A 14,050-nucleotide genomic window follows, 5' to 3' on the forward strand; every position below is an offset into this window, starting at 1 on the left:
GGGGCAGATGATCGTCGCCATGATGTTGCCGCCGAACGCCGGTCGGGTCTGGAGCAGCAGGCGCTCGGAGTCGTCTATGGCGAGTCCCGTGCAGTCTGCTGTCAGCCCGGCGCGCACACGGATGGCGACGCGCGGGATCAGTGACCGTCCGACGGCCGTCGCGCCAGTCAGCACGATCTCGGGTTTGTGGCGCGTGATGAGTTCGGCGACGACGGCAGCGTAGGGCTCGTCGACGTAGTCGGCGAGCGCCTCGTGATCGACGACGCGGACAACATCGGCGCCACCGGCCACGAGCTCCTGAGCAACCTCCGTGACACCCGACCCGACGAGGACGGCCTCGAGATCGACGTCCAGCGTGTCGGCGAGCTCCCGACCGCGTCCGAGGAGCTCGAACGTCACGTCGTGGATGCTCCCGTGCCGCGACTCCGCCACGACCCACACGCCGCGGTAGTCCTCGGTCGATACGGCCTCGCGATGGGCCTGTCTCAGGATGATCGCGTCGAACTTGCAGGCATCGACGCACGCTCCGCAGAGCGTGCAGTTGTCCTTGATGACGGCGAGGCCGTCCCTCATCTCGATCGCGTCGTAGAGACACGCCGGAATGCACGCCTCGCAGCCGACACATCGGTCCTCAAGTACCTCGATGCTGCTCAAGAGCACCCCCGCTGCTACCTCGTCTATCCCTCACCGGTCACGATGGGCAGAAGCTCGTCGACGAGCTCGGGAACCGTCTCCTCAAGCTCTCCCTCGAGAACCCGGCCGCCGCCGCGCGGCTCCGGAGCGAAGACCTTCACGACCCGCGTCGGCGACCCGTCGAGGCCGAGTTCGGACTCGTCGACGTCGAGATCGCCGGCGCCCCAGATCGTGATCTCGGCCTTCTTCGCCCTCATCTTGCCCTTCAGTGAGGGTAGCCGCGGCTCGTTGATGTCCTTGACGACGGTGAAGAGCGCGGGAAGCGGCACGTCGAGAACGTCGGTCCCGCCCTCGACCATCCTCTCCGCGCGCGCGCGGTCGCCCTCGACCGTCAGGGAGCGGACGAACGTGACCTGAGGGATCTCGAGGAACTGCGCGACACCGGGTCCCACCTGCGCCGTGTCCCCGTCGATCGCCTGCTTCCCGCAGAGGATCACGTCGGCTCCGCCGAGCTTCCTGATACCGGCCGCGAGCGTGTAGGAGGTCGACCACGTGTCCGACCCTGCGAAGGCCCGATCTGAGAGCAGGACGGCCTCGTCGATTCCGATCGCCAGCGCCTCGCGCAGCGAGCCCTCGACCTGCGGCGGCCCCATCGACATCACCGTCACCGTCGCCTCGCCGTCGTGCGACTCCCTGATCCTGAGCGCCTCCTCGATCGCGTACATGTCGAACGGGTTGACGATCGAGGGCACCCCCTCGCGAACGAGCGTGTTCGTCTCCCGATCGATGGTGACCTCGGTCGTGTCGGGCACTTCCTTGACGAGAACAACGACCCGCATGATCTCTCCCTGTCGTCAGGGACCCCGGTGACGAAACGCGGCGTCCCGTCCGCACACTACTTCCCGCGGTCGGCCGCGGCGCTCTCCTTGATAACCGCGGACCCGATGACCTCGCGCTGGATCTGGTTCGTCCCCTCGTAGATCTGCGTGATCTTGGCGTCGCGCATCATCTTCTCGACGGGATACTCCTTCATGTAGCCGTAGCCGCCGAGGATCTGCACCGCATCGGTCGTCACCTTCATCGCGACGTCCGAGGCGAAGAGCTTCGCCATGCCGGACAGCTTCGCTACGCTCTTCTCCCCCGCGTCGACGGCCCGGGCCACGGAGAGAACCAGGGCCCGCGCGGCCTCGATCTGCGTGGCCATGTCGGCAAGCATGAACTTCACACCCTGGAACGACGCAACCGGCTGTCCGAACTGCTCACGCTGCCGGGCGTACCGCGCTGCCTCCTCGAAGGCGCCCTGCGCGATGCCGACGGCCTGCGCCGCGACCCCGGGCCGCGACTGGTCGAACGTCCGCATGGCTACCATGAACCCCATGCCCTCGCGGCCGATGAGGTTCTTCTTCGGCACCCGGCAGTCCTGGAACACGAGCTCCCTTGTCGCCGAGGCGCGGATGCCCATCTTGTCCTCCTTCTTCCCGAAGGTGAACCCGGGCGTATCCTTATCGACGATGAACGCCGAGATCCCGCGGATGCCTGCCCCCTTCTTCGTCCTGGCGACGACGGTGTAGACCTCGGCCTCGCCGCCGTTCGTTATCCACTGCTTGGTGCCGTTCAGGACGTACTCGTCGCCGTCAAGCTCGGCACGTGTCTCGACCGCGCCCGCGTCGCTTCCGGCGTTGGCCTCGGTCAGAGCGAAGGCGGCGAGCTTCTCCCCCGCGGCGATCGGCGGAAGGTACTCCTTCTTCTGCTCCTCGCTCCCAAAGAGCAGGATCGGCATCGTGCCGAGCGCCGATGCTGCGAACGCCAGCGCGATGCCCCCGCAGGCCTTCGAGAGCTCCTCGGTGGCGATACACATCTCCGTGATGCCGCCGCCGAACCCGCCGTACTCCTCGGGAATGTACACGCCGTAGATGTCCGACTCGGCCATGACCTTGACGATGTCCCAGGGAAACTCGCCGGACTCGTCGTACTCGGCCCGAACCGGGATGATCTTCTCTCTCGCTATCTGAGCACAGAGCTCCTGGAGCATCTCCTGCTCTTCTGTCAGGAAGTAGTTCATCAGGACTTCTCCTTCTTGCGCCGTCGTCCGCGCCTCGAACGGCGAGACCCGGAACGCTTCGATCTGGGCTTGCGCTTGATGAGGCGTCCGTTCTTCGCGAGGAGCCCGAGCCGCTTGAGCGCGTTCCTCGCGGCCATCTGCTCCGCTTCCTTCTTGCTCTTCCCCTCGCCGCGGCCCGTCGCCCGCCCCTTGAGCTTGAGCTCCACGAAGAACGTCCTCGCGTGCTCGGGGCCCTTGACGGAGACGACGCGGTAGCGAGGGCGCGACCCGTACTTCTTCTGAGCGTGCTCCTGAACCAGACTCTTGTAGTTCCGGAAATCGTCGTCTTCGAGAAGCTCGTCGATGTCCCTGAGGAGGTGCTCGTGGATGAACCGACGGGCGGCCTTGAGTCCTGAGTCCAGGTAGATGGCGCAGATGACCGCCTCGAAGGCGTCCGAGATGATCGACGAACGCGTGGCGCCTCCGGAATCCCGCTCGTTGTCGGACAGGAGGATGAACTCGCCGAGATCGATCTCCTCGGCCCGCTTCGAGAGGACCGACTCGCTGACGACGAGCGACTTGATCTTCGTCAGCCGTCCTTCCTGTCGCTCACCGAACCGGGCATAGAGATACTCGTTGACGACGAGGCCGAGCACGGCGTCTCCGAGGAACTCCATGCGCTCGTTCGACGCGTTCCGTTCGAGGTCTGCATCGTAGACGTACGACCGATGCATCAGTGCCTGATTGAGGAGCCCGAGGTCCTTGATGCGGACGCCGAGCCGTTTTGTCAGTTCCTTGAGCTTCTTCGCGCGTTCAGGGTCCACGCCCTCAGCGCGCGGCACGAGGCCGGCGAGCCAGCCGATTGGTCCGTTCTTCATGGTGTGAGGCACCCTCTCACCGCAAGCTACTCGTCGAACCGCCGGAGGGCGATCACGGCGTTGTGCCCTCCGAAACCGAACGAGTTGGTGAGGGCGCAGGTCACCTCGGCTTCTCTGGCCTGGTTGGGAACGTAGTCGAGGTCGCACTCGGGATCGGGCGTCTCGTAGTTGATCGTCGGTGGAACGATCTTCTTCTCGAGCGTGAGAACGGTGGCGACGAACTCGATGCCGCCCGCCGCTCCGAGAAGGTGACCGGTCATCGACTTCGTCGACGAGACGGCGAGTCTCTCCGCGTGGTCTCCGAAAACGGTGCGGATCGCGGCCGTCTCCAGCTTGTCGTTCGGTGGCGTCGACGTACCGTGGGCGTTGATGTACTGCACGTCCGACGGGTCGAGGCCACCGGCCGCGAGAGCGGCCGACATGGCGCGCGCCATTCCCTCTCCCTCGGGGGCCGGCGCCGTCATGTGGTACGCATCGCCCGTCGCGCCGAAGCCGACCATCTCGGCGAAGATCCTCGCCCCCCGGGCCTTCGCGTGATCGAGCTCCTCGAGAACGACGATGCCCGCGCCCTCGCCGAGGACGAAGCCGTCGCGGTCCCTGTCGAACGGACGAGAGGCCTTCTCCGGCTCGTCGTTCCGGGCCGAGATCGCCTTCATGTTCGCGAAGCCGCCCAGAGAGAGCGGACAGACCGCCGCCTCCGTGCCGCCCGTGACCATCACTTCGGCATCGCCGTCGCGGACGGCGTGGTACGCCGCTCCGATAGCGTGCGCCCCCGAGGCGCACGCCGAGACCGTCGCGTAGTTCGGACCCTTGAGACCGAGATGGATGCTGACCTGCCCGGAGGGCATGTCCGCAATGAGCATCGGGATGAAGAACGGGCTGATCCTGCGCGGCCCCTTCTCCATGAGCACCGTGTGCTGGTTCTCGAGCGTCTGGATACCCCCGACGCCGGTGCCTATCACGACGCCCGCTCGTTCAGGCGCGATCGCCCCATCGTCGAATCCCGCTTCCTTCCAGGCCATCTGGGCGGCGGCCATGGCATATCGGGTGACCGGATCCATCTTCCGGATGTCGCGCTTCTCGATGTACTCCTCCGGATCGAACCCGGGGAGCTCGCACGCGATGCGCACGGGAAATCCGCTCGCGTCGAACGAGCTGATCTCCGCGCAACCGCTCCTCCCCGCCACGAGCCCGTCCCAGAACGACTGGACGTCGAGACCCAGCGGAGTGAGCGCTCCCATGCCTGTGACCACGACCCTCCTCGGTGACATTCCTCCCCTTTCTGTCTTGTGCGTCCTGGCGCCCGGCGCCGTTCCCGGGCCCCGTGTCGGAACTCCGCGAAGCGGACGCCGGAGCCCCGTGGGCCGTCGAGGCCGCGAGGGGGCTCCGGCGTCGCCCTTCCTACGACCCCTCCTCGACCTTCTTCTCCAGATACGACACGATGTCGGCGACGGTCTTCAGTCCCTCGGCCTCGTCGGTATCGTCGGCCGTGATCCCGAACTCGTCCTCGAGCGAGAAGAGGATGTCCGCCTGCTCCAGCGAATCGGCGCCCAGATCCTCGACGATCGACGCCTCGGGGGTCACCTGTCCCGCGTCGATCTGGAGCTTCTCTGCAATGACCTGCTTCACCTTCGCAGCAACATCAGCCATGTTTCTCAAACTCCTTCGTTCGTGCCCTGGAGGGAGAGCGCGCGAGCGCTAGATCATCCCCCCGTCGACATTGATCGTCTGACCGTTGACATAGTCTCCTTCATCGCAAACGAGGAATGCAACCACATTTGCGACGTCCTCGGCCTTGCCGAAGCGCCTGAGGAGGATCGTTGACAGGTACTGCTCCTTGACCTTCTCGGGAAGGTCCGCCGTCATTCCGGTCTCGATGAAGCCCGGCGCGACGGCGTTCGCCGTGACGCCCCTCGACGCGAGTTCCTTCGCAACCGACCTGGTCAGAGCCACGATCCCGGCCTTCGAGGCGGCGTAGTTCGCCTGACCGGCATTGCCGATCTGGCCGATGATCGACGAGATATTGACGATCCTGCCGTAGCGCTGCGACATCATCGTCCGCGAGACCGCCCGGATGCAGTTGAAGGCCCCCGTCAGGTTGACGTCGAGCACCATCTGCCAGTCCCCGGGCGACATCCTGGCGATGAGCCCGTCGCGCGTTATGCCCGCATTGTTGACCAGAATATCGATGCCGTCGAAATCGGCGGCGATCTTCTTCATCGCCGAGGTGACCGCGTCGGCGTCTGTCACGTCGAGCGCGACGCCCATCGCGCGTCCGCCCATGTCCTCGATCTCTCTGGCGACCTGTTCGGCCGCGTCGCCGTCGACGTCGGCCACTGCGACGCGCGCGCCGAGCGCTGCGAGCTTCGCGGCGATGGCGCGGCCGATCCCACGGCCGGCTCCCGTGACGACGGCCTTCCTGCCGTCGAGCTTCATACCATCCTCCCGATCGTCAGCTACCTCGATGCGATCTCGGCCGCCGCTCGCTCGATGTCCTCGAGCCTGCCGGCCGGCAGCGAAGCGGCCTCCGGCTCGATCCTCCGCAGGAGCCCTCGGAGCACGTTGCCCGGTCCCACCTCGAGAAAGAGCGACGCGCTGCGCCTGACGAGGGCCCTGACATCGTCCACCCAGCGCACCGGGCTGACGATCTGGGCCACCAGGTTCTTCCTGATCTCCTCCGGATCGGCCACGGCCCCGCCGGTGACGTTCGACACGAAGAGAGCCCTCGGCTCCCGGATCTCGACGTCCCTGAGGAAGGCCTCCATGCCGGCGCGGGCCTCGTCAACGAGCTCTGAGTGGAACGCGCCGCTCACCTTGAGCCCGATCACCCTCCGTGCGCCTCCCGAGCCCGCGAGGTCCATCGCCTCCTTGACGGCGTCGACCTCGCCGGAGATGACGACCTGGCCCGGCGCGTTCAGGTTGGCCGTCTGGACGACACCCGCCGCGGAGGCGCGCTTCACAATGGCCCCGACGGCGTCCTCGTCCAGCCCGATGATCGCGGCCATCGTGCCGGGACGCTTCAGACCGGCCTCGTACATCAGCCTGCCGCGCTCCCGAACGGCCCTGACGCCGTCCTCGAAGTCGATCGAGCCGGCCGCCACGAGCGCCGAGTATTCGCCGAGACTGTGTCCGGCCACGGCCCACGGCTCGACGCCGCGACGAACGAGTTCGGTCATGGCGGCGACGCCGGCGACGAGAAGTGCCGGCTGCGCGTTGTCGGTCCTTGTCAGCTTGTCCTCCGGTCCCTCGAAGGAGACCGCCGCGATGTCGAGACCAACGGCCTCGGACGCCCTTTCGTAAAGGTCGCGAACGTCCTGCGACCCCTCGAAGAGGTCCCGACCCATACCGACCCTCTGCGAGCCCTGTCCGGGAAAGAGAAACGCTGTCCGCTGCAATCGAGGACCTCCCGCCGAACTAGTACCTCATGAGGAGCGAGCCCCAGGTGAAGCCCGCTCCGAAGGCCACCATCGCGACGGTCATGCCGTTCTTGAGACGCCCCTCCTCGATCGCCTCCGTCATCGCGATCGGGATGGATGCCGCCGACGTGTTGCCGTACTTATGAATGTTGACGTAGACCTTCTCTATCGGCGTGCCGGCCCGCTCGGCCACGCTCTGGATGATCCTGATGTTCGCCTGGTGCGGGAAGAGGATGTCGACGTCGTCTCCCGTGATCCCCGCCTCCTCGATCACGCGGACGACCGAGTCGCCCATCGCCTTGACCGCGTTGACGTACACCTTGCGTCCCTGCATTTTGATGTAGTGCTGCCTCTCGTCGACCGTCTCGCGCGAAGCCGGCATCCGCGCGCCGCCCGCCGGACACTCGAGGAGGCCGCCGAGTCGGCCGTCGGACCCCAGCACCTGATGCACGATGCCGTCGGGCTCGCACGTCGGGACGACGACGGCGGCGCCCGCGCCGTCACCGAAGAGCACGCACGTGTTCCGGTCGCTCATGTCCATGAACTTCGTCAGGTTCTCGGCACCTATGACGAGGACCTTCTCCACGGTCCCGGCCTCGATGAACTGCCGGGCGATCGAGAGCCCGTAGATGAAGCCCGAGCAGCCTGCAGCCATGTCGTACGCGAACGCGTTCACGGCACCGATCTTCGCCTGTACGAGGCAGGCCGTCGACGGGAACAGCATGTCGGGGGTCGCCGTTCCGAGGATGATCATCTCGACCTGCTCGGGCTCGACGCCCGCGTTCTCAAGGGCGTTCCGGGCGGCCTCCGCGGCCATGTCGGACGTCGTGACGTCGTCCTCGGCGATGTGCCGCTCCTTGATGCCCGTCATCTGCGTGATCCACTCGTCCGAGGTGTCGACGATTTGAGCGAAGTCTTCGTTCGTCATCACCTTCGGCGGCGCATACATCCCCATTCCGGCGATGCGGGCCGTTCTCTTCGACTCAGCCATGCTGCTCCACCACTTCCTTGAGGCGCGCGACGATGCGCCCGCAGAGGTCGGTCTCGACGAAGCGTGACGCGACCATGACGGCGTTCTTGATCGCCTTTGCGGACGAGCCGCCGTGCGCGATGATAACGACCCCGTCAACGCCCAGGAGCGGGGCACCACCGTACTCAGCGTAATCGAGGTCCTTCAGACGCTGCCGGAGCTGCTCTCCGTCCCCCGAGTCGCTCAGGAGCTTCAGGACCACGTGGATGACCCCCTCGGCGAGCTTGAGCATGACGTTCCCCACGAAGCCGTCGGTCACGACCACGTCGGCGGCGCCCCTGAAGAGCGACCCGCCCTCGACGTTCCCGACGAACTCCAGCGAACTCGATGCAAGCAGAGCGTAGGCGGCCTGCTCGCGCTCGCCGCCCTTCGTCTCCTCCTCACCGATGTTCATGAGACCCACGCGGGGGTTGCCGCGCCCGAGCACGTTGCGCGCGTACGCCGCGCCCATCATGCCGAACGCCAGAAGATCCTGAGGTTTGGAGTCAATGCTGGCCCCGACGTCGACGACGACCGTGGGGTCGCCCGTCGTCGGGAAGAGGCCGGCGATGCCGGGGCGCCGGACGTTCGGCAGCATTCCGAGTCCGAGAAGCGACGAGGCGACGACGGCGCCCGTGTTGCCGGCGCTGACGAGCCCGTCGACCTCGCCCCGCTTCTGGAGTTCCGTGGCGACGACGATCGAGGAACGCCGCTTCCGGCGGACCGCCGTCGCGGGCTGCTCGTGCATGCCGATCACCTCGTCGGCCTGCACGATCTCCGGCAGGGGCTCGTCGGAACCGGAGTCGCGATGGGCGCGCTCTATCTCGTCCCTCCGCCCGACCAGCACGACCTCGAGCGGACCTTCCGCCTCCCGCATCGCCGACAGCGCTCCCTCGATCTCGACGGCCGGGGCGTTATCTCCCCCCATCGCGTCGACGGCGATACGTGTCGGACGGTCTCTCTCGGCGTCACCGGCTGTGCGGAGCTGCCCGGGACGGTCGCCCAAACGCTACTCCTGTTCCTTGGGCTCTTCTATGATCTCTCGGCCGTTGTACATGCCGCAGTGCGGGCACACCCGGTGCGGCAGCTTGGGCTCGCCGCACGAAGGACACACCGACAGGGAGGGCTTCTTCGCCTTCCAGTGCGTGCGCCGCTTCCGGCCCCGCGCCTTGGAGCTCTTCCTCTTGGGAACCGCCATTCGTTCCTCCGATTGCGTCGTCAATAGACGTTCTGGACCGACAGGGACCCCTTTGTACAGGGATCCCTGTCAGCCCGGATGATATTCGATATGGTAGTGACGGACCTGCGGCCCGTCAAGCTCAAACTCCGGCGCGTGCGACCACGAACGGGTCGAGCCCGGCCTCCTCGACCTTGAGCGAGAAGGTCGTCTCGGCCGCGTCCGTCCAGCGCGGGTGGAAGAAAACGACGGTCGGTCCGTCGGCGACGTGCCGGCCGGCCCTCGCGCGGCCTCCGGACTGCCACACTGTGCCGTCCCCGTCGAGAGACCAGTCGGCGATCGGGCCGCCCGCGAGCGCGCTCTCAAGCTCGCGCCGCACGGCGTCGGGGTCGGAGTCGCCCATCTCGAGCCCCGCCTCGCGGCCGAGCGCGGCCAGGAGCTCGAGCGCGGTCACGGCCGCCGCGGGCCGCGACGCAGCGGTCACCCGCTGCACGCGCCGCTCGCTGTTCGTGAAGCTCCCGTCGACCTCTCCGAAGGAGGCCAGAGGGAGCACGACGTCGGCCATGCCCGCCGTCACGTTCGGTATCGAGTCGGCGACGACCAGCGTATCCAGTTTCCCGAACGCCTCCCGCACTCTACTCGCGTCGTCCGTTCCGACCAGCGGATCCTCACCGACGATGAGCGCCGCCCTGACGGATCCGGCCTCGATCAGCGCGACCGGATCGAACGGCTCGGCTCCCGCCGCCGGAACGTCGCCGCCCATGACGCCCGCGTACCGCGCGAGCGTCTCCGGGTCCGCCGCATCGGCCTGTCCCGGGAGCAGCCGGGGATGCAGCCCGGAATCGGTGATACCCTGCCCGTTCGCACGCATCCTCAGGAAGAGCACACGGTCGGTGCACCCGGCCGTCGAGGCCAGTGCCACGGCCATCGCTGCGTCCTCACCGGCCGAGCGCCGGTCGAACGACAGTACATTGGCGACCAGCGTCGGGCGGTCGCCTCCGATGAAGGCCCGCCCCGCTTCGGTCAGCACGTCGGCGTAGACGCCCGCCTCCTCAGCCAGCGCGGCCGGCCCGCCGTCCGGAACGGCCGCCTTGACCGCGGCCGGGTCGACGTGTTCAGGCGCCGCGCCGCTCTCGAGCCCCGCCAGGACCCACGCGGCCAGGAGCCCGCCGAGCCTGTCGGGGGCGATCCGGATCCAGGTGTCGGCAAGCCGGGCCATGCGCGTCTCGGTCTCCGAGACGACGATGAGCCGCGCGCCCCGGGCGACGGCCTTCCTGACGTGGATACCCGCGACCGTCTGCTCCTCGGCGATGTCCGAGTCGAGCAGCAGAATGACGTCGGAGTCGCCGAGGTCGTCGTACGTCGCTGTCGACGCGTGTGCGCCCGTCGCCCCGGCGAGGGCGTCGTAGACGCGGGACTCGTCGAGCAGCGCGAGCGAGCCGACCCTCGGTGTCTTGAGGCCGACGCGCGCCAGCTTCTGGAGCCAGAAGGCCTCCTCGTTCGTGAGCCGCGGCGACCCCAGGACGAGCACCGACCCGGGGCCGTGTTCCTCTATCACCTTTCGAATCCCCGCCACCGTCTCGGAGACGGCCTCCTCGAGCGACGTCTCGGCGACGGCCCGCTCACCGCGTACCTTCGGACAGGCGACGCGCTCGCCGTTCAGAAGATGCTCGAAGCCGAAGCGTCCGCGCACACAGAGGTTCCGGTCGTTGGCACCGGGCATGTCGGACGGTGCCGAACAGACGATCCGTGTCCCGACACGGTCGAGCGCGAGCGTGCAGCCCGTCCCGCAGAACGTGCACGTGGTCCGTGTCGGCTCGAGGTCCCAGGGACCCGGCTTCGGCGCATCGACGGCGATCGAAAGCGATGCGGTCGGACACGACGCGACGCACTGACCGCACGATTCGCACGGCGTCTCGGCGAGCGCCCGGTCGAGACTGGGCTTCATCTGCGCATCGAATCCCCTGCGGAAGAGACCGAGCGCCGCCGCGCCCTGGACATTCTCGCAGATCCGGATACAGCGGGCGCAGAGAATGCACTTCTCAGGTTCGATGCGTATCCACGGATGCCGCTCGTCCTGCTCGTCCCGCGTCACGGCCCCGTCGAACCGGTTGTGGTCCGCGCCGTACTCAGCGGAGTACGTCCGAAGATCGCACGTGAACGCACCGACGCAGCCGCACTCGAGACAGCGCGAGGCCTCCTCGAGCGCCTGTTCCTCCGTGTAGCCCTGCTCGACCTCATCGAACGTGCGGATCCGCTCATCGACCTCGATCTCGGGCATCTCCTGACGCGGTTTCTTCGGGTAGTCCTCGAGCTCCTCCTCGGGGAAGGCGTCCCACCGTTCCTTGGTTATATTGAAGAACGGCTCGACCGCGCCGAGTTCCTCTCCCTCGAATACCCGGCAGATGGCGCCCGCTGCCCGGCCGCCGGCGGCGATCGCCTCGATGGCCGTCGCCGCGCCGGTCACGCAGTCTCCGCCCGCGAAGACGCCGTCGACGGAGGTCCGCCCCGTCGTTTCGTCGGCGACGAACGTGCCCCAGCGCGTAAGCTCGAGCTTCGCCTCCGCGGAGTCGGGGTTCTTCTCCGCCGTGTCATGGATCGCCGAGAGATCGGCCACCTGGCCGATGGCGGCGATGACGTTGTCGACCTCGATGGTGAACTCGGATCCCTCGACGGGAACGGGACGCCTGCGGCCGCTGGCGTCCGGCTCGCCGAGCTCCATCCTGATGCAGGTCAGCTTCTCACACTTCCCGTCGCCCTCGATGGCCGTCGGTGAAGCGAGGAAGTGCATCTCGACACCCTCGTGCGCCGCAGCCTCGACCTCGACGTCCCAGGCCGGCATCTCGGCGCGCGACCGGCGATAGACGATCGTCACCTGCTCGGCGCCCAGGCGGAGCGAGGTCCGCGCCGCGTCGATCGCCGTGTTGCCGCCGCCGATCACGGCGACTCGACGACCGATCTCGACCTTCTCGCCGAGCCCCATCTTCTTGAGGAACTCGGTCCCCGCGAGAACACCCTCGAGGTCCTCCCCCGGCACCTTCATTCTGCGGCTGCCCATGGCTCCCATGCCGAGGAAGACGGCATCGAAGCCCTGACTCTTGAGATCGTCGATCGTGAAGTCCCGGCCGAGCGCCTTGCCGCGCTCCAGCGTGACGCCGAGCGAGAGGATGAGCTCGATCTCGCGCTGGAGGGTGTTCTTCGGCAGACGGTACTCGGGGATGCCGTACTGGAGCATCCCGCCCGGGTCGGGAAGGGCCTCGAAGACGGTCACCTCGTGCCCCTCCTGAGCCAGGTAGTAGGCGCAGGTCAGACTCCCCGGTCCCGCGCCGACGCACGCGACGCGTCTTCCGCTCGACGGCTTCACCGCGGGGGACCAGGGATCCTCGTGCTCGATGTCCCAGTCGGCCGCGAAGCGCTTCAGGTAGTCGATGCCGACCGGCCCGTCGATGGCGTTCCGCCTGCACTCACCCTCGCACGGTCTCGTGCAGACACGGCCGATCGTCAGAGGAAACGGGTTGACCTCCTTGACCAGCTTCGTGGCCTCCCGGTACTGCCGCTGCGCTATGAGCGCGATGTATCCCTGAACGTCGACGCCGGCTGGGCACGCCGCCTTGCACGGCGCCACGCAGTCCCCGCGGTGGTTCGAGAGCAGGAGCTCGAGCGCCATCCTCCGCACGGCGATGACGTCGTCTGTGTCCGTCCAGACCTTCATCCCCGGGACGACCTTCGTTCCACAGGACGGGACGTACCGCTTCATCCCCTCGAGCTTCACGGCGCAGACCCAGCACGAGGCGTAGGGCTCGAGCTGCTGGTCGTGACAGAGCGTCGGGATCTCGATGCCGTTCGCGTTGGCGGCCTCGAGGATCGTCGCGCCCTCGTCGACCTGGACTTCCTGACCGTTCAGTGTGATCCTAACGAGCGCCACAGTTCATCCCCTCTGTATGGAACCGCCCCATCCGGAGCGCCGCAGGGTCCGTCGAAGCCCCGCGGGTCATCCCCAGGATCGGCTACGTGACCGTGATCGCGTCGAACTTGCACGCCTGTCGGCAGGCGTCGCACTTCGTGCAGAGGTCCTGCTCTATCGTGTGCGGCTCCTTCTTCTCGCCCCTCGCCGCTCCGGTCGGGCAGACGCGCGCGCACAGCGTGCACCCGACACACTTCTCCGGGTCAACCTCGTATCTGATGAGCGCCTTGCACGAGTGGGCCGGACAGCGCTTCTCGTTGATATGCGCCTCGTACTCCTCGCGGAAGTACCTGATGGTGGTCAGCACCGGGTTCGGTGCCGACTGCCCGAGTCCGCAGAGCGACGACGAGATGATCTTCTCTCCGAGCTCCTCGAGGAGCTCGATGTCGCCCTCGCGCCCCTCGCCGGCGGTGATGCGGTCGAGGACCTCGAGCATCCGCTTCGTCCCGATCCTGCAGAACGTGCACTTCCCGCAGCTCTCGTCCTGCGTGAACTGGAGGAAGAAACGGGCGATGTCGACCATACAGTTCGAGTCGTCCATGACGACCATGCCGCCCGATCCCATAATGGCCCCGGTCTTCGTGATCGACTCGTAGTCGATCGCGAGGTCCTCGTGGTCCTTCGTCAGGCAGCCGCCCGAAGGCCCGCCCATCTGGACTGCCTTGAACTCGCGCCCCTCCGGCACGCCGCCGCCGACGTCATGCACGATCTCGCGGATCGTGATGCCCATCGGCACCTCGACGAGCCCGCCGCGCTTCACCTTGCCCGCGAGCGCAAAGACCTTCGTCCCATTGCTCGTCTCTGTGCCGAGTTCGGCGTACTTCTCGGCGCCGTTCCTGATGATCCACGGCACGTTGGCGTAGGTCTCGACGTTGTTGTTGTTCGTCGGTCTGCCCCAGAGACCCTTCACCGAGGGATACGGCGGTCTGAGA

General features: G+C 67.1%; 13 protein-coding genes. All 13 read right to left on the reverse strand.

Annotated elements, in window-relative coordinates; genetic code table 11:
* The coding region (locus tag GF405_05870) for a 4Fe-4S dicluster domain-containing protein (GenBank protein ID MBD3367684.1) at positions 1 to 654 on the reverse strand (654 nt) is incomplete at its 3' end.
* A 23-nt stretch (positions 655 to 677) separates the two neighbouring features.
* Positions 678 to 1,472 carry an electron transfer flavoprotein subunit beta gene (locus GF405_05875; GenBank protein MBD3367685.1) on the reverse strand — a complete coding sequence of 265 codons (795 nt, stop codon included), beginning with the start codon at positions 1,470 to 1,472 and terminating at the stop codon, positions 678 to 680.
* 56 nt (positions 1,473 to 1,528) lie between these two features.
* Complete coding sequence (locus GF405_05880; protein ID MBD3367686.1) at positions 1,529 to 2,695, reverse strand: acyl-CoA dehydrogenase; 1,167 nt, start codon at positions 2,693 to 2,695, stop codon at positions 1,529 to 1,531.
* Complete coding sequence (gene rnc, locus GF405_05885) at positions 2,695 to 3,552, reverse strand: ribonuclease III (protein MBD3367687.1); 858 nt, start codon at positions 3,550 to 3,552, stop codon at positions 2,695 to 2,697. The genes GF405_05880 and rnc overlap by 1 nt, the downstream gene beginning before the upstream one ends.
* 26 nt (positions 3,553 to 3,578) lie before the next feature.
* Entirely contained in the window at positions 3,579 to 4,823 is a 1,245-nt protein-coding gene (fabF, locus tag GF405_05890; protein ID MBD3367688.1) for a beta-ketoacyl-ACP synthase II, read from the reverse strand.
* A gap of 130 nt (positions 4,824 to 4,953) precedes the next feature.
* Positions 4,954 to 5,202: an acyl carrier protein gene (locus GF405_05895; protein MBD3367689.1), complete on the reverse strand. Its 249-nt coding sequence runs from the start codon at positions 5,200 to 5,202 to the stop codon at positions 4,954 to 4,956.
* 48 nt (positions 5,203 to 5,250) lie between these two features.
* Positions 5,251 to 5,988 (reverse strand): 3-oxoacyl-[acyl-carrier-protein] reductase, encoded by a 738-nt coding sequence (gene fabG, locus GF405_05900; GenBank protein MBD3367690.1) that lies wholly within the window; start codon positions 5,986 to 5,988, stop codon positions 5,251 to 5,253.
* Between the two features lie 20 nt (positions 5,989 to 6,008).
* On the reverse strand, positions 6,009 to 6,947 hold the full coding sequence (fabD, locus tag GF405_05905) for an ACP S-malonyltransferase (protein MBD3367691.1): 939 nt from the start codon (positions 6,945 to 6,947) through the stop codon (positions 6,009 to 6,011).
* A gap of 19 nt (positions 6,948 to 6,966) precedes the next feature.
* Entirely contained in the window at positions 6,967 to 7,959 is a 993-nt protein-coding gene (gene fabH / locus GF405_05910) for a beta-ketoacyl-ACP synthase III (protein ID MBD3367692.1), read from the reverse strand.
* On the reverse strand, positions 7,952 to 8,905 hold the full coding sequence (plsX, locus tag GF405_05915; GenBank protein MBD3367693.1) for a phosphate acyltransferase PlsX: 954 nt from the start codon (positions 8,903 to 8,905) through the stop codon (positions 7,952 to 7,954). The genes fabH and plsX overlap by 8 nt, the downstream gene beginning before the upstream one ends.
* Before the next feature lie 81 nt (positions 8,906 to 8,986).
* Complete coding sequence (rpmF, locus tag GF405_05920) at positions 8,987 to 9,175, reverse strand: 50S ribosomal protein L32 (protein MBD3367694.1); 189 nt, start codon at positions 9,173 to 9,175, stop codon at positions 8,987 to 8,989.
* A 121-nt stretch (positions 9,176 to 9,296) separates the two neighbouring features.
* Positions 9,297 to 13,079: a molybdopterin-dependent oxidoreductase gene (locus GF405_05925; GenBank protein MBD3367695.1), complete on the reverse strand. Its 3,783-nt coding sequence runs from the start codon at positions 13,077 to 13,079 to the stop codon at positions 9,297 to 9,299.
* A gap of 82 nt (positions 13,080 to 13,161) precedes the next feature.
* Positions 13,162 to 14,050 (reverse strand): NADH-quinone oxidoreductase subunit F (locus GF405_05930; protein MBD3367696.1); only part of this gene is annotated, 889 nt, incomplete at its 5' end.

Origin of the sequence: Candidatus Effluviviaceae Genus V sp., from assembly GCA_014728125.1 — a bacterium.
Taxonomy (GTDB): Bacteria; Joyebacterota; Joyebacteria; order Joyebacterales; family Joyebacteraceae; genus WJMD01.